12 protein-coding genes are annotated in these 15978 nt (G+C 71.1%); 7 read left to right on the top strand and 5 right to left on the bottom strand.

Going from position 1 to position 15978, the window contains the following annotated elements:
• The 3 genes from ACFC51_RS23960 to ACFC51_RS23950 all read left to right on the top strand — a co-directional run bounded on the left by ACFC51_RS23960 (position 1) and on the right by ACFC51_RS23950 (position 5023).
• Positions 1 to 1398, top strand: coding sequence for an LCP family protein (locus tag ACFC51_RS23960; RefSeq protein ID WP_376379355.1), 1398 nt, complete (start codon positions 1 to 3; stop codon positions 1396 to 1398).
• 223 nt (positions 1399 to 1621) lie between these two features.
• Positions 1622 to 3328 carry an LCP family protein gene (locus ACFC51_RS23955; protein WP_376530680.1) on the top strand — a complete coding sequence of 569 codons (1707 nt, stop codon included), beginning with the start codon at positions 1622 to 1624 and terminating at the stop codon, positions 3326 to 3328.
• A gap of 48 nt (positions 3329 to 3376) precedes the next feature.
• Positions 3377 to 5023, top strand: coding sequence for an LCP family protein (locus ACFC51_RS23950; protein WP_376530678.1), 1647 nt, complete (start codon positions 3377 to 3379; stop codon positions 5021 to 5023).
• 66 nt (positions 5024 to 5089) lie between these two features.
• On the opposite strand, the gene ACFC51_RS23945 is transcribed toward ACFC51_RS23950, so the two are convergent.
• Positions 5090 to 6112: a glycosyltransferase family 2 protein gene (locus ACFC51_RS23945; protein WP_376379346.1), complete on the bottom strand. Its 1023-nt coding sequence runs from the start codon at positions 6110 to 6112 to the stop codon at positions 5090 to 5092.
• 338 nt (positions 6113 to 6450) lie between these two features.
• On the opposite strand from ACFC51_RS23945, the gene ACFC51_RS23940 reads away from it, so the two are divergent.
• On the top strand, positions 6451 to 7815 hold the full coding sequence (locus ACFC51_RS23940) for an LCP family protein (protein ID WP_376379343.1): 1365 nt from the start codon (positions 6451 to 6453) through the stop codon (positions 7813 to 7815).
• A 140-nt stretch (positions 7816 to 7955) separates the two neighbouring features.
• On the opposite strand, the gene ACFC51_RS23935 is transcribed toward ACFC51_RS23940, so the two are convergent.
• The gene (locus ACFC51_RS23935) at positions 7956 to 9380 is read right to left on the bottom strand and encodes an MFS transporter (RefSeq protein ID WP_376530676.1); all 1425 of its coding nucleotides are present in this window, start codon (positions 9378 to 9380) and stop codon (positions 7956 to 7958) included.
• Between the two features lie 4 nt (positions 9381 to 9384).
• Positions 9385 to 10638, bottom strand: coding sequence for a M20 family metallopeptidase (locus ACFC51_RS23930; RefSeq protein ID WP_376379338.1), 1254 nt, complete (start codon positions 10636 to 10638; stop codon positions 9385 to 9387).
• Between the two features lie 59 nt (positions 10639 to 10697).
• On the opposite strand from ACFC51_RS23930, the gene ACFC51_RS23925 reads away from it, so the two are divergent.
• Positions 10698 to 11840 carry an Lrp/AsnC family transcriptional regulator gene (locus ACFC51_RS23925; RefSeq protein WP_376530674.1) on the top strand — a complete coding sequence of 381 codons (1143 nt, stop codon included), beginning with the start codon at positions 10698 to 10700 and terminating at the stop codon, positions 11838 to 11840.
• A 113-nt stretch (positions 11841 to 11953) separates the two neighbouring features.
• Here ACFC51_RS23925 and ACFC51_RS23920 read toward each other — a convergent pair whose 3' ends face one another.
• Complete coding sequence (locus ACFC51_RS23920) at positions 11954 to 12502, bottom strand: acyl-CoA thioesterase (RefSeq protein ID WP_376379332.1); 549 nt, start codon at positions 12500 to 12502, stop codon at positions 11954 to 11956.
• A 119-nt stretch (positions 12503 to 12621) separates the two neighbouring features.
• On the opposite strand from ACFC51_RS23920, the gene ACFC51_RS23915 reads away from it, so the two are divergent.
• Both ACFC51_RS23915 and ACFC51_RS23910 read left to right on the top strand, forming a co-directional pair.
• The gene (locus ACFC51_RS23915) at positions 12622 to 13887 is read left to right on the top strand and encodes an LCP family protein (protein ID WP_376379330.1); all 1266 of its coding nucleotides are present in this window, start codon (positions 12622 to 12624) and stop codon (positions 13885 to 13887) included.
• Between the two features lie 413 nt (positions 13888 to 14300).
• Positions 14301 to 14660, top strand: a complete 360-nt coding sequence (locus tag ACFC51_RS23910; RefSeq protein WP_376380669.1) for an SH3 domain-containing protein — start codon at positions 14301 to 14303, stop codon at positions 14658 to 14660.
• Between the two features lie 115 nt (positions 14661 to 14775).
• On the opposite strand, the gene ACFC51_RS23905 is transcribed toward ACFC51_RS23910, so the two are convergent.
• Positions 14776 to 15933: an acyl-CoA dehydrogenase gene (locus ACFC51_RS23905; RefSeq protein WP_376380672.1), complete on the bottom strand. Its 1158-nt coding sequence runs from the start codon at positions 15931 to 15933 to the stop codon at positions 14776 to 14778.
• Positions 15934 to 15978: the final 45 nt, after the last annotated feature.

Raw genomic sequence — 15978 nt, 5'->3', positions numbered from 1 at the left:
ATGGACGCAGACGTGAGCGACAGCCCCGGTACCCCGGCCGAACCGGACCGCCCGGACGACCCGGCCGGGGGCGGGCCGGCCGGCGAGTCGCCGGACGCGTCCGGGGCCGCCCCCCAGAAGGACGCCCCCGCCGAGGACAAGCAGGGGCGGACCCCCGGCGGGGACGGACCGGCGGAGGACACCGGAGACGCCGGCGGGCCCGGGGACACCGCGGGCGCGGACGGCACCTGGTCCGAGCGCCCCGCGCGGGAAGGCAGGAGCCACTGGCTCCGCTGGACCGCTCTCGCCGCCTCCTTCCTCGTCCTGGTCGCCGCCGGGGTCGGCTGGTGGCTGTACCGGAAGCTCGACGGCAACATCACGACCGACACCAGCGCGGCCGCCGAGCTCAAGGCGTACGAGAAGGACCGCCCGCTGCCCATCGCGCGGAACGCCCAGAACATCCTGCTCATCGGCTCGGACACCCGCTCCGGCGAGAACAGCGCCTACGGACGGGACGACGGCGGCAGTCAGCGCTCGGACACGACGATCCTGCTGCACCTCGCGGCCGACCGCAGGAGCGCGACCGCGGTGTCGATCCCTCGTGACCTGATGACCGAGATCCCCAGCTGCCACACGACGGGCGGCAAGGCCACGAAGGCGCAGTTCGCCCAGTTCAACTGGGCCTTCGAGCTGGGTGGCACGGCTTGCACGATCCGCACGGTCGAGAAGATGACGGGCATTCGCGTCGACCACCACATGGTCATCGACTTCAACGGCTTCAAGGACATGGTCGACGCGGTCGACGGTGTCGAGGTCTGCCTCAAGGAGCCCGTCGACGACGACGACGCCCATCTCAAGCTCCCCGCGGGGCGCCAGGAACTCGACGGCGAGGCGGCCCTGGGATACGTACGGGCCCGCAAGTCCATCGGCAACGGCAGCGACACCGAGCGCATGGACCGTCAGCAGAAGTTCCTGGGTGCCCTCGTCAACAAGATGCAGAGCAACGGCGTCCTGCTGAACCCGACGCGGCTCTACCCGGTGCTGGACGCGGCGACCAAGTCACTCACCACGGACCCCGGCCTCGACTCCCTGAGGGACCTGTACGACCTGGTGCGCGGGATGCGGAACGTGCCGACGGAGAAGGTGCAGTTCCTGACCGTGCCCCGGCGGGAGTACCGGGCCGACCGGAATCGCGACGAGCTCGTACAGCCGGACGCGGACCGGCTGTTCACCCAGCTGCGCAAGGACGAACCCGTGGCCGTGGTCCCCGCCGAAAAGGCCGATTCCGGGGATTCACAGGCGGATCACAGCTCCGAGAACGACCCGTCCGGAGAAAAGCCCGCCGATACGGACGGGAGCCCGACGCCTGCTCCCACCTATTCGGGGTCGAATGCGGCGGACGACCCATGCGGCGCGTAAAGCAATTCTCAAACGATGGGCGCCAATCGGAGGGGAATAGGCGGAATGCCCGGTTATAAGGAGCGTGGAATGTGTCACGCGCGTCCCCTGTGGCTGATTCCGCCGGATAGTGTGACGCGATCCGGTACTCGTGGTCATCAGACCGCGCACGGCCGGAGCGAGCGACCGGGCGCCCTGTCGGGGGAAGCGTCCCGCGTGGCACCGACGGAGGATTCAGGCAACCGTGGATGCGCATAGCCGTGGGCGGGCGGAGGATGTCGACCCCGCAGACCAGTGGGTGCTCGACCCGCACACCGGCACTTACGAACTGCGACCGGACAACTCCGGAAGAGAGCCGTCCGGCCCCCACGGCCGTTCCCGTACGCCGGACCGGTCCGGCGTACGGCGTGAACCGACGGCTTCCCGCGGCGAGGTGCCCTCCCAGCGGAGCCGGCGTGCGGCGGAGGGCGCCCGTGGCCGGGAGACCGGCCGCGGCACCCGCAGGCCTCCGAAGTCGCGGCGGAGGAAGGCCCTGTTGTGGACCGGCGGGGTCATGGCCTTCGTCGTCGTCGCCGGATCGGCCGGGGCGTACGCCCTCTACCAGAAGTTCAACGGCAACCTCGACACCGTCGACATCGGTGACGCGGGCAGCAAGAACGTCGCCGGCGACGGGCCGCTCGACATCCTGGTCATCGGCACGGACAAGCGGACCGGCAAGGGGAACGAGGGGTACGGCGACAAGGGCAGCGAGGGCCACGCCGACACGAACATCCTCTTCCATGTCTCCGCGGACCGCACCAACGCGACGGCGATGAGCATCCCCCGGGACCTGATCACGGACGTCCCCGACTGCACCACCAAGCAGGCGGACGGTTCGGAGAAGGTCATACCCGGCTCGCAGGGCGTGCGCTTCAACGTCAGCCTCGGCCAGGACGGGCGCGATCCCGGCTGCACGATGCGCACCGTCAAGGAGATCACGGGCCTGTCGGTCGACCACTTCATGATGGTCGACTTCAACGCGGTCAAGACGCTCTCCACCGCGGTCGGCGGGGTGAAGGTCTGCGTCGCCCAAGCCGTCAAGGACCCCGACTCGCACCTCGACCTCCCGAAGGGCGAGTCCACGATCGAGGGCGAGGACGCCCTGGCCTTCGTCCGCACCCGGCACGCCTTCCAGAACCAGAGCGACCTCGACAGGATCAAGGCCCAGCAGCAGTTCATCGGCTCCATGATCCGGCAGATGAAGTCCGACGACACCCTCACCGACCCGGGCAAGCTCTACACGCTCGCGGACGCGGCGACCAAGGCGCTCACCGTCGACTCCGGGATCGGATCGATCAAGAAGCTGACCTCGCTCGCCCGGGAGCTCGGCGCGATCGACACGAAGAACATCACCTTCGTCACGATGCCGGTGAAGGACAACCCGGCCGAGCCGAAGCCCGTCACCGTGGTCGTGGAGCCGGAGAAGACCGAGCAGCTCTTCGCGATGTTGCGCTCCGACACCTCCCTGACCGAGGTGAAGAAGAAGGAGAAGGCGGCCAGGACCAAGCAGGAAGCGGTCCTCCAGGGCAGCAGGGCCGAGCCGGCCGACATCCGGGTCGACGTCCTCAACGGCGGCCACATCCCCGGCGCGGCGGGGGCGACCGTCACCTGGCTCCAGAACGAACAGGGCGTACCGAAGTCCACGAACAAGGCGAACGCCCCGGCGAAGATCGCCAGGACGACGCTGGCGTACGCGCCGAACCAGGCGGACCAGGCCCGCGCGCTCGCGGACATGATGGGCCTGCCCGCCACCGCGCTCAAGCAGGGCACGGCGGACGCCGAGGGTCTCCAGGCAATGGTGCTGACCCTCGGGGCCGACTTCAAGGGCGCGGGCATCCCCGTCGCCGGTCCGGCAAAGGCGCCGGAAGACATCCAGCGGGCCAGTGCCGACACGGCGGAATGCGCGAAGTGACGGGAGTCGTCGCGCATCAGCGGAATTCTGAGGAGCAGGGGGGTCCTGGTGGGACGGAGCAGCGTACGCGGGGAGGGGACACGGCCGCGCGGCCGGCACGACGGGCAGGCCGCGTCCGGCGGTCCGGACGCCCCTGCCGGACGGAGCGGTCGCGGGCGGCGGAGCCGGTCCGGCCCGCCGCAGCAGGGCCGGACCGACCGCCGGGCCCCCAAGGGGGGTAAGCGGCGCATACTCCGCTGGGTGGCCGCCGTTCTCTCACTGCTGATACTCGGCACCGGCGGTGCCGGTTACCTGTACTACAAGCACCTCAACGGGAACATCCGCAAAGAGGACCTGACGCTCGGTGACAAGGAGATGGCCGACCACAAGGCCAACTCGGCCGGACAGACGCCCCTGAACGTCCTGCTCATCGGATCGGACGCCCGGGACTCCAAGGCCAACCAGAAGCTGGGCGGCGCGAAGGAGACCTTCGGCGGCACGCCGCTCGCCGACGTGCAGATGCTGCTCCACCTCTCCGCGGACCGGAGCAACATCTCCGTGCTCAGCATGCCGCGCGACACCATGCTGAAGATGCCCAAGTGCACCGATCCCGAATCGGGCAAGGTGTACGCGGCCGGCACGGTCGACGTACAGACCAACGAGAGCCTGGGCCGCGGTGGCCCCGGGTGCACCGTGGCCGCCTGGTACGAGCTCACCGGCATCACCATCGACCACTTCATGATGATCGACTTCGCGGGTGTGGTCTCCATGGCCGACGCGGTCGGCGGCGTCCCGGTCTGCGTCGACGCCAACATCCTGTCGAGGAGCGGCGGGAAGGGGTCGGGGCTGAAGCTGAAGGAGGGCACGACCTCCGTCCAGGGCGAGCAGGCGCTCCAGTGGCTGCGCACGCGGTACGGCTTCGAGGACAACACGGACCTCGGCCGGACCAAGGCGCAGCACCAGTACCTGAACTCGATGGTCCGTGAGCTGCGCAAGGGCACCAAGCTCACCGACCCCGGAAAGCTGATGAACCTCGCCGAGGCTGCCACCAGCGCGCTGACGGTCGACAAGGGGCTCGACACGGTCAAGAAGCTGTACGACCTGGCGGAGGAGCTCAAGAAGGCCCCGACGGACCGGATCACGATGACGACCATGCCCAACGTCTACGGCACGGGGGTCAACTCCGGTCGCGTGTACCCGAAGGCGGAAGAGGCCGAGCAGGTGTTCCGGATGATCCGTGAGGACATCCCGCTGGACGGAAAGGCGTCCAAGCGCAAGACGCCGGTCACCAAGGACGCCGCGGCCCCCGCCGACGAGATCGCCGTCAGTGTGCGCAACGCCTCCGCCACGGACGTCCTCGGCCCCGCCCAGGGCCGTGCGACCACGGTCAAGGACCTGCTCACGGAAGCGGGCTTCGCCAAGGCGTCCGTCGACTCCTCGAACGTCGAGCCGGCCGCCACGACCGGCATCCTCTACCCCAGCGCGGACATGGAGGGTGACGCCCAGGCGGTCGCCAAGGCGCTCGGCATCCCGGTGTCCCAGGTGAAGAAGTCGACCGACGTCTCGGGCGTCGTGCTGGCGGTGGGAGCGGACTGGCGCGAGGACGAGGCCTACCCGGCGAAGGCGGCCGAGGAGAAGACCCCGGAGTCGGCGAACCCGCTCAACGGCGCGGACGAGAAGGCGTGCATGCACGTCAACCCGAACTACACCTGGTAGCGGCGCCGCGGACGCGTGAAGGGCCCCGCCGGCGCCGGCGGGGCCCTTCGCCGCTGTCTCCCGCGGTCAGACCGTCTGCTCGCGTACGGCCGGACGACGGCTGGCGATGACCTTCTTCGCCAGCGAGCGGGGGCTGGTCAGGAAGCCGTATCCCCAGGACATGTGCATGGTGGCCAGCGCCACGGGGATCTGTGCCCGCGCCTTCAGCGGCAGGCCCTTCCCGGCGGGCAGCGACCCGGCGACGATCGCCGCGACGTACCCGGCCGGCACGACGAACGCCCACGGGGTGACGGCGGCGCCCACGACGACACCCGCCGCGATGGCGCAGACGGCGGCCGGCGGGGCCAGGTAGCGCAGGTTGATCGAACCGGAGTGGTAGCGGGCCACGACGTGGCGCCAGCGGCCGTAGTCCTTGTACTGCTTGGCGAGCGCACGCACGCTGGGCCTCGGGCGGTACTGCACCTTCAGCTCGGGCGAAAACCAGATCAGGCCGCCCGCCTCGCGGATGCGGAAGTTCAGCTCCCAGTCCTGGGCGCGGATGAACTCCACGTTGTAGCCGTCGGCCCGCTCCAGCGCCTCCCGGCGGAAGACCCCGAGGAACACGGTCTCGGCCGGGCCGGCCTCGCCGCCGGTGTGGAACGCCGCGTTGCCGACGCCGATCCTCGACGTCATCGCTGCGGCGACGGCGTCCTCCCAGGCGTTCTCGCCCTCGGCGTTCATGATGCCGCCGACGTTCTGCGCGCCGGTCTCCTCCAGGAGCCGGACCGCCGTCGCGATGTAGTTCGGCGAGAGCATGCCGTGGCCGTCCACCCGTACCACGATCGGGTGACGCGACGCCTTGATCGCGGCATTGAGCGCGGCCGGGGTGCGGCCGGTCGGATTGAGGACGGTGTGGACCCGGGAGTCCTCCCGGACCAGCTCGGCGGCGATCTCGTCCGTCCGGTCGGTCGAGGGGCCGAGTGCGATCACCACCTCCATCTCACCGGCGTACTCCTGCTCCAGGATGTGCCGGACCGAGTTCCTGAGATGGCGTTCCTCGTTGAGCACCGGCATGATCACGGAGACGGCGGGGTACTGCGCGGCAGACATGTGGTCCTCGGGGGGTCCTCGGGGGTGCCAGGGTTCCGGGGGTTTCGCACCCCAGGAGGCGGCGTGATTCGGCCGCCACGTTACCGCGAACGGGGGACAGCGGCGCGCGCCGCCGGGTCTCCTCCCGGTCTGCAGATCGTATGGGCCTACCGTGCGAAAGTCCCACTCGCACCGCGGAGGTGTCCCTCGTGCCCACGCCGCACCGATCGCCCCGTCCACCGCACCCCCGCACCGCTCCCCCGCACCGCAGGGCCCCAGGGCAGCCGGGCGCCGGCACCGGCGGCCGCTCGGCGACCCGGAACCGGGCGGGCGGCCGGAAGCCGCCACCCCGGTGGGGGATGCGGGTCGCCACCGGGCTGTCCGTGCTGGTGCTGGGCGCCGGCGGGATCGGCCACGCCGTGGTGAGCGGTCTGGAGACGGGGATCGACCGGGTCGACCCGTTCAAGGACATGAAGAACCGCCCCCAGGGGGGCCACGGCATGAACTTCCTGCTCGTCGGCACGGACGGCCGCGACAAGATCACCGCGGCGGAGAAGAAGAAGTACAAGCTGGGCGGTGCGCCCTGTCACTGCACCGACACCCTCATGCTCGTCCACGTCTCGGCCGACAAGCAGCGCGCCAGCGTCGTCAGCCTTCCGCGCGACAGCTACGCCGAGCTCCCGGCGCACACCGACGGCACCACGGGCAAGGAGCACTCCCCCCATCCGGTGAAGCTGAACGCCGCCTACGCCGAGGGCGGACCGCACCTCACGGTGCGGACCGTCGAGCAGATGACGGGTGTCAAGATCGACCACTACCTGGAGGTCGACTTCACCAGCTTCATGAAGACGGTCGACACCCTGGGCGGGGTGGAGATCTGCACCGCCAAGCCGCTCAAGGACCCCTACACCGGCCTGGACCTGACGGCGGGCACCCACGAGCTCGACGGCGGGCAGGCGCTCCAGTACGTGCGCTCCCGCCATCTCGACGGGGCGGCCGACCTGGGCCGGATGCAGCGCCAGCAGAAGTTCATGGCCGCGCTGATCAAGCGGACGACGAGCAGCGGTGTGCTGATGAACCCGGTGAAGTTCCAGCAGGTCGCCGGCTCGATGCTCGAATCGGTCCGCGCCGACAAGGGCTTCGGTACGGAGCAGATGCTGGAGCTCGGCAAGGCCATGCGGAGCTTCACCCCGGCCTCGTCGGAATTCGCCTCCGTCCCCCTGGAGGAGAAGGGCTTCCCGGTCAAGGGGATCGGCTCCACGGTGAAGTGGGACGCCGCGAAGTCGAAGAAGATGTTCCAGGCCCTGCGTGAGGACCGGCCGCTCGCCCCGCACCTGCCGAAGCAGCCCAGGGCGACGCTCGTCGACGTCGCCCCGGAACAGATCCGGGTGCAGGTCTACAACGGGACCCCCAAGGACGGGCTCGGCCAGGAGGTCGACGCAGGGCTGCGCGCCACCGGCTTCAACACCACCCGTGCCCCGCTGAACGGCGGCCCGAGCAATCTGACCCGCACCCAGGTCACCTACGACCCGAGGTGGGACCGGTCGGCGAAGTCCCTGGCCACGGCGCTGCCCGGCTGCGAGCTGAGGGCGGTGAAGGGGCAGGGCGCGACGATGGAGGTCACGGCGGGCTCGGACTTCACCAAGGTAAAGCGGGTGAAGGCGGAGGACCCGGGGCGCGGTGAGTTCGGCACGGTCACGGGCGACCAGGTGGTCTGCCCCTGACCGTGCCGGGCCCTCGGGGCACGGACACCGACCGCAGCACCGTACGAACCCGGACACCCACCGGGGCGCAGTACCGACCCGGACCGCCACGGGAGCACCGTACGAACCCGGACACCCTCGGGGGCGCCGTACGCGTCGGGTCAGCCCTCGCGGCGCCGAGCGAACGCGGTCGCCGCGAGGGCGACGACCGCTGCGGCGGAGGCGGCCAGCCAGAGAACCGTGTAGCCGCCCTCGCCCGGTTCGCCGGTGGAGTCCGAGTGGAACGCTCCGAGCAGGGTGGCGAAGACACCGCCCGCCACGGCTCCGCCCAGCGTCTTCACGTTGTTGTAGAGCGCGGCGGCGATGCCTGTCCTGGCCGGGTCGGACGCCTCGACGATCACCGTCGGCATCGCTCCGAGGGCCAGTCCGATGCCCAGACCGGTGAACGCCGACCCTGCCGCCATCTGCCAGATCTCCTCGTGCACGAAGGCGAACTGCAGGAAGGTCAGGGCCACCAGCCCGAACGCCGCCATCAGCGTGGGCCGGTAGCCGATCCGCCGGGCGAGGGCCGCCGTGCCCAGCGAGCCGACGACGCTGCCCACGGCACCTGGCAGCAGGACGAGCGAGATGGAGAGCGCGCTCAGCCCGAACCCGTACCCGGTGGTCTCCGGGTCCGCCGCGTAGAAGGTCGAGTTGGGCGCCTGACTCCCGAAGTAGAAGACACCGAACAGGAAGGCCGCGCAGTAGAACGGGGCCGTGGTCCTGTCCGCCAGCGCCCGTACGTCGACCAGGGGATCCGGGCAGCGCAGTTCCACCAGCACCCAGACGGCCAGCAGGCCGAGACCGAGCGCCACGGGCCCCAGGACCCGCAGGGAGACCCAGGAGCCGCCCTCCGCCCCGGACACCCCGCCGAGCAGGGCCACCATGGCGCCGCCGAGAAGCACCACCCCGGCCCGGTCCACCCGGCCGCCCGCCCTGTTCCGCGACTCCGGCACCGCGACGAAGGAGACGGGCACACAGATCACGGCGAGCGCGGCCGGTACCAGCAGGGTCAGCCGCAGACTGCCGAAGGCGGAGTCCACGAGGCCCATCACGACACCGCCGGCCATCGCACCCACCGTCAGCGCACCCACCAGCCGGGCGATCGCCCGCCGCGCGTCGGCGACCGGGAGCCGGTCGCGCACGAGGGCGATCTCCAGGGGCAGCAGGGCGGCGATCGGCCCCTGGAGCACACGGCCGGCGAGGAGCGTCGCGTAGTCCGGGGCGAGCGCGACCACGACGGTGCCCACCGCGATCAGGGCCAGGGCGATACGGAGCATCCGCCGGTGACCGTGCAGGTCGCCGAGCCGGCCGAAGAGCGGGACGCACACGGCCGCCGCCAGCAGCTGCACGGAGACGACCCAGTTCAGGGCGGCCGAGCCGATGCCGAGGTGGCCGGCCAGGTCCGGCAGCAGCGGGGCGAGGCCGACCTGCAGGAATCCGCTGGTCACCTCGAAGAGGACGAGGAGCCCGACGACGGCGGTGACGGACGCGGGCAGTGGCTGCTCGGCAGGAGCTTCCGGCGGCGGGGTGGCGGTGGCGGTCATGCGGCTACTCCTGCGGGGAGGCGGGGGCGGACGCGGTCCCGGTGGAGACCCCGCTCACCCGCGCGAGCGGGGTGCCGAGCCGGCGCAGCGCCAGACCGGCGAGGAGGGCGGCGGCGTGCGGCAGCGCGTCGTCGTCGTAGACGGCCTGCGGCGAGTGGTTCATGGGGGCGGTGGCCGGGTCGGTGCCGGGCGGGCAGGCGCCGAGGCCGACGAAGGCGCCGGGCACGTTCCGCAGGACGAAGGAGAAGTCCTCCGCTCCCGCCATCGGCTTGGGCGCCTCGAAGACGTGTCCCTCGCCCAGGACCTGCCGGGCGGTCTCCAGGGCGAAGGCCGCCTCGTCCGCGTCGTTGACGGTCGGCGGGTACTGCTCGACGTAGTCGATGTCGGCGGTCACACCGTGGGCGGCGGCCACGCCCCGCACGGTCCTCTCGAAGGCGGCGCGGACCCGGGCGTGGGAGGCGTCGGAGAAGGTCCGCACCGTGGCGGCGAAGCGTGCGGTCTCCGGGATGACGTTGGCGGCGGTGCCCGCCTCGATCCTCCCGACGGTGACGACGGCCGGGTCGAAGACGTCGATCTCCCGCGTGACGGCCGTCTGGAGTGCCGTCACCATCGCGCACAGCGCGGGCACCGGGTCGGCCGCGGAGTGCGGCGAGGAGCCGTGGCCGCCCCGGCCGCGCACCGTGACCTCGACGGCGTCGGAGGCGGCGAGCATGGGCCCCGGGCGGGTCGCCGCGAAGCCGGTGGGCGCGCCGGTGGAGATGACGTGGAGCGCGTAGGCGGCGACGACCCGGTCCCCGGCGGCGTCGAGGACACCCTCGTCGATCATGATCTGCGCGCCGCCCTGGCCCTCCTCGCCGGGCTGGAACATGAGGACGACGTCCCCGGCGAGCTCCTCGCGCCGGGCGGCCAGCAGCCGGGCGGCACCGACGAGCCCGGTGACGTGCAGGTCGTGGCCGCAGGCGTGCATCCGGCCGTCGAGGACCGAGGCGTACGGAAGCCCCGTGTCCTCCTGGACGGGGAGGGCGTCCATGTCACCGCGGAGCAGCACGGCGGGGCCCGGCCGGCCGCCGCGCAGCACGGCGGTGACCGAGCTCAGCGCCGTGCCGGTACGTATCTCCAGGCCCAGGCCGTCCAGCGCGGCGAGGATCTTCGCCTGGGTCAGCGGCAGGTCGAGGCCGAGTTCCGGTTCGCGGTGCAGGGCGTGACGCAGGGCGGTCAGGGCGGGGGCGAGGTCACGGGCCTCGTGGAGCAAGGACATGCGCGTATCGTGCGGAACGGAACCCCTTGTCCATGATCATCCGCAGGAAAGCGCTGTTCATGAGCCGACCGACGCATGAATCCACCGGCCTCGCAGCCACCGCGTTCCCCGAGCGCCTGCTGCGCACGGAGCAGCCGGAGCCGCTGGACGAGCTGGACTACCTCCTCATCACCGCGCTCCAGACCTCCCCGCGGGCCGAGTGGGCGCAGATCGGGAAGGTGCTCGGGGTGGACGCCTCGACAGCGGCGCGCCGCTGGAACCGGCTCACGGAGGCCGGACACGCCTGGCTCAGCTGTTACACGGTGGCGGTCGGGCCGACGGTGCCGATCATCGCGTTCATCGAGGTCGACTGCGCCGCCGGAGCCCTGCACGACGTGGCGGCCGAGATCGCCGACGACCCGCACCTGATCACCATCGAGCACGTCACCGGGGCCCGGGACCTGGTGCTCACCGCGGCCTTCCCGGACCTGGCGGTGCTCGCCCGGTACGTCGGCTTCCGGCTCGGCCGGCTGCCCGGGGTGTCGGCCACCCGGTCCCAGACGGCGACGGCCGTCCACACCGAGGGCAGCCGATGGCGGCTGGACCGGCTGGACCCCGACAGCCAGGACCTGCTGGCGAAGGACCGGGGACCGGCCATGCCCCGGCGCGGGCTGCCCGCCCCCGACGCGCTGGACACCAGGCTCTACCTGCTGCTGAGCGAGGACTTCCGGCAGCCCGCCGCCCGCCTCGCCGAACGCCTGGGCGTCAGCCCCTCCACCGTGCGCCGCAGGCTGGACCGCATGCACCGGCAGGACGCGCTCGTCTACCGCTGCGAGGTGGCCCGCTACCTCTCCGGCTGGCCGATCTCCGTCACCCTCTGGGGCATCGCCCCGGCCGGCGAGACCGCACGCATCGCCTCCCAGCTCATCCGGATGCGTGAGACCCGGCTCTGCGCCTCCCTGACGGGCCCGCACAACCTGATGCTCACGGTGTGGCTGCGTTCCGCCGAGGACATCGGGGCCTTCGAGGCCCGGCTGGCGGACCGCTTTCCCGAGCTCGACGTCGTGGACCGGGCGGTGGCCCTGTGGCAGCTCAAGATCGCCGGCCACCTCCTGGACCCCCGGGGCCGGCACATCCGGGGCGTGCCCGTCACGTTCTGGGAGGAGCCCGGGGCGGAGCAGGCCGAGGACGCCCTGCTGGAACGGCTGCGCGTGCCCCGCTGAGAGCGCGGTGGCACCGGTCCACCGCACCCGGGCGGGCGTCGCCCGCACCTCGTCCGCACCCTCGTCCGGGGCAGGTCGCAGCCCGCGAGGACGCGAGGACCGCGACCGGCTCGTCAGTCGTCGATGCCCTCGGCGGCCCGCTGCTCCCGCAGCTCCTTGATCGCGCGGCGGCGGGCGAGGCGGTGCGTGCGCCTGATCTGCGCCTCCTGGTAGCGCCGCTTGTCGCGCTCCGTCTCGGGGGCCACCTGCGGTACGCGGCGCGGCTTGCCCTCCTCGTCCACCGCGGCGAACACCAGGTAGGCGCTGCCGACCTGCTGGGCGGGGGTCGACTCGTTCCACCGCTCGGCCATGACGCGGACGCCGACCTCCATCGAGGAGCGGCCGGTCCAGTTCACCTGGGCACGGACGTGGACGAGGTCACCCACGCGCACCGGCTCCAGGAAGACCATCTCGTCCATCGAGGCCGTCACCGCCGGACCACCGGAGTGCCGGCCCGCGACCGCCCCGGCCGCGTCGTCGACCAGCTTCATGATCACCCCGCCGTGCACCGTACCCAGGAGGTTGGTGTCGTTGCCGGTCATGATGTGGCTGAGGGTGGTCCGGGAGGCCGAGGTCGGCTTGACCGGAATATCGCCCTCCGGTGGCTGGGACTGATCTGTCATGCCCTCCACCTTATGCGGGGGCTTGCGTCCGGTTGCATTGCATCAGCTTCGCAACAGCCGTGACCCGATCCTCCGTACACCCTGTAAGAGGCACAGGGCGAGGCGGCACACTGGTCCGCATGAGCGATTGGCCCGAAGGACGGAACGGCGGACCCGGCGAGCGCTACGGGCGGGGCAGCGGAAGCCCGCAGCCCGAGGGTGCCCGTGCCATGCCGCACGTCCGGCGGCGCCCCGCACCCCCGCAGTCCCCGCCCCGGATCCCCCCGCAGCAGGGACAGGGGTACGACGGCTACGGCGAGACCCCCGGTTACGACAGCGGCTACAACACGGGCCAGGTCTACGGCGGCGGCCAGGGCGGCGGCGGCCGCGGCGGGGACGCCGGCTACGTCCGGACCCGCCCCGCCCCGGACTGGGGCCGGCGCATCAAGGTGGGCGTGCTCACCCTGGTGGTCGTCGTGCTCGCCGTCTCCGTCGGCACGTACTTCTGGGCCGACGGCAAGCTCAAGCGCGAGGTCGATCTCTCCAAGGTCATCGAACGCCCCTCCGAGGGCGACGGCACGAACTACCTCATCGTCGGCTCCGACAGCCGTGAGGGCATGACGGACGAGGACAAGAAGAAGCTGCACACCGGTTCAGCCGAGGGCAAGCGGACCGACTCGATGATGATCCTGCACGACGGCTCCAACGGCCCGACGCTGGTCTCGCTCCCGCGCGACTCGAACGTCGAGATCCCCTCGTTCATCGGCTCCGAGTCCGGCAAGAAGTTCGCGGGCACGGGCCGCACGACGAAGCTGAACGCCGCATACGCCGAGGACGGCCCGGAGCTCCTCGTCCGCACGGTCGAGTTCAACACCGGCCTGCACATCGACCACTACGTCGAGATCGGCTTCGGCGGCTTCGCCAACATCGTGGACGCCATCGGCGGCGTCGAGATGGACATCCCCAAGGCCTTCAAGGACAAGAAGTCCGGCGCCGACTTCCAGGCCGGCAAGCAGACGCTGAACGGCGAGCAGTCCCTCGCCTTCGTCCGCACCCGGTACGCCTTCGCGGGCAGCGACCTGGACCGCACGAAGAACCAGCAGAAGTTCCTCGCGGCGCTGGCCTCCCAGACGGCGACCCCGTCGACGATCCTCAACCCGTTCAAGCTCTACCCGACGATGGGCGCGGGCCTGGACACCCTGGTCGTGGACAAGGACATGTCGCTCTGGTCGCTCGGCAACATGTTCTTCGCGATGAAGGGCGTCACGGGCGGCGAGGGCACGTCGATGAACATCCCGCTCACGGGCCAGAGCGTGAACGGCAACCTGGTCTGGGACAAGGACAAGGTCAAGCAGCTCGTGGAGCAGCTGAAGAACGACGAGAAGGTCACGGTCAAGGGCAGCTGACCGCCGGCGTCACAGGGCGAAGGGCGGGCCGGGTATCTCCCCGGCCCGCCCTTCGCCCTGTGGTGCCGGAGGCCGCACGACCGGCGCCGGCCCGGCACACCCGCTGAACCTCGAACTCCGCTTGAACATGAGGTGTTCTCGGCCGCCGTCCCCGGCGGACGCCGATCCTCCACCCCCTCGCGGGTGGCGGGCAGGGGCTCGATCCGGTCGGACCGCGCACCCCCTCCCCGCCGGTACATGCAGACCACAAGGATCACGCCCCGGAGGTTGCACCGACTTTGCGCCGCGTTCAGCTCCCGGTAACCCGGTGACTGATATGCACCTGTCACAGCATCCACTCCAGCCCCTAGCGTCACGTCCTGTCCGAAACCGGAGGCCGCAAACAGGCGGCCGATCCATGAACGGGGAACACGATGAGACGCAAGATGTGGACCGCCCTCGCCCTGCCCCTCCTGGCCGCCTCGGCCACCCTCGTCTCCGCTCCGACCGCGGGCGCCGCGGTCGCCGGCGCCGACGCGTGCACGCACCCGTCGTGGTCCAACAACGACGCCGGCTCCGGCTACGTGTCGGGCAGCTCCGCGCCGCTGCGCACCGGCCCGAACGAGGGCTGCCCCACGACGGCCACCGTCTACAGCGCGAAGCTCTGGTACCACTGCTACGTGGTCAACTCCTCGGGCAACACGTGGACCCACGCGCGCATCGACGGCACCCAGATCAACGGCTGGATCTACGACGGCAACCTGAGCGACAACGGGGCGACCAAGCCCTGCTGACCCTCGCTTCCGACGGGCCGCACCATCGCGCGGGGACGCCCGCGCGATGACGCCGCACCGCACCGAGGCCCCCCGGCATGACGCCGGGGGGCCTCGGTACGCCGCGTGGACGCCGTTACGGCAGGTTGCGGGCCATGACGATCCGCTGGACCTGGTTGGTGCCCTCGTAGATCTGCGTGATCTTGGCGTCGCGCATCATGCGCTCGACCGGGTAGTCACGGGTGTAGCCGTAGCCGCCGAGGAGCTGCACGGCGTCCGTGGTGACCTCCATGGCGACGTCGGAGGCGAAGCACTTGGCCGCGGCACCGAAGAAGGTCAGGTCGCCGTCGAGGCGCTCGGACTTGGCGGCGGCGCTGTAGGTGAGCTGGCGGGCCGCCTCCAGCTTCATGGCCATGTCGGCGAGCATGAACTGGATGCCCTGGAAGTCGGCGATCGGCTTGCCGAACTGCTTGCGCTCCTGGACGTAGCCCTTGGCGTAGTCGAGGGCGCCCTGGGCGATGCCGAGCGCCTGGGCCGCGATCGTGATGCGGGTGTGGTCCAGGGTCTTCATCGCGGTGGCGAAGCCGGTGCCCTCCTCGCCGATCATGCGGTCGGCGGGGATGCGGACGTTGTCGAGGTAGACCTCGCGCGTCGGGGAGCCCTTGATGCCGAGCTTCTTCTCCGGGGCGCCGAAGGAGACGCCCTCGTCGGACTTCTCGACGACGAACGCCGAGATGCCCTTGGAGCGCTTCGTCGGGTCGGTGACGGCCATCACCGTGTAGTACTCGGACTCGCCCGCGTTGGTGATCCAGCGCTTCACGCCGTTGAGGACCCAGAAGTCCCCGTCGCGCACGGCCTTGGTCTTCATGCCCGCCGCGTCGGAGCCGGCGTCCGGCTCCGAGAGGGCGTACGAGAACATCGCGTCGCCCTTGGCGAGCGGGCCCAGGTACTTCTTCTTGAGGTCCTCGGAGCCGGAGAGGATCACCGGGAGCGAACCCAGCTTGTTCACGGCCGGGATCAGGGAGGACGACGCGCAGACGCGGGCCACCTCCTCGATCACGATGACCGTGGCGAGCGCGTCGGCGCCCGCGCCGCCGTACTCCTCCGGGACGTGGACCGCGTGCAGGTCCGAGGCGACCAGCGCGTCCAGCGCCTCACGCGGGAAGCGCCCCTCCTCGTCCACCGCGGCGGCGTGCGGGGCGATCTTCGCCTCGGCGAGCGAACGGATCGTCTCGCGGAGCATGTCGTGCTCCTCGGCCGGACGGTACAGGTCGAAATCGGTCGAACCCGCCAAGATGTTCACTCCCCAAGGATGCTAACTACCGTTAAGTAACCCAAT

Source organism: Streptomyces sp. NPDC055962, assembly GCF_042270185.1.
GTDB lineage: Bacteria > Actinomycetota > Actinomycetes > Streptomycetales > Streptomycetaceae > Streptomyces.
Note: the sequence above shows the minus strand (reverse complement) of the source record. Positions and strands in the feature narration are given on the sequence as shown.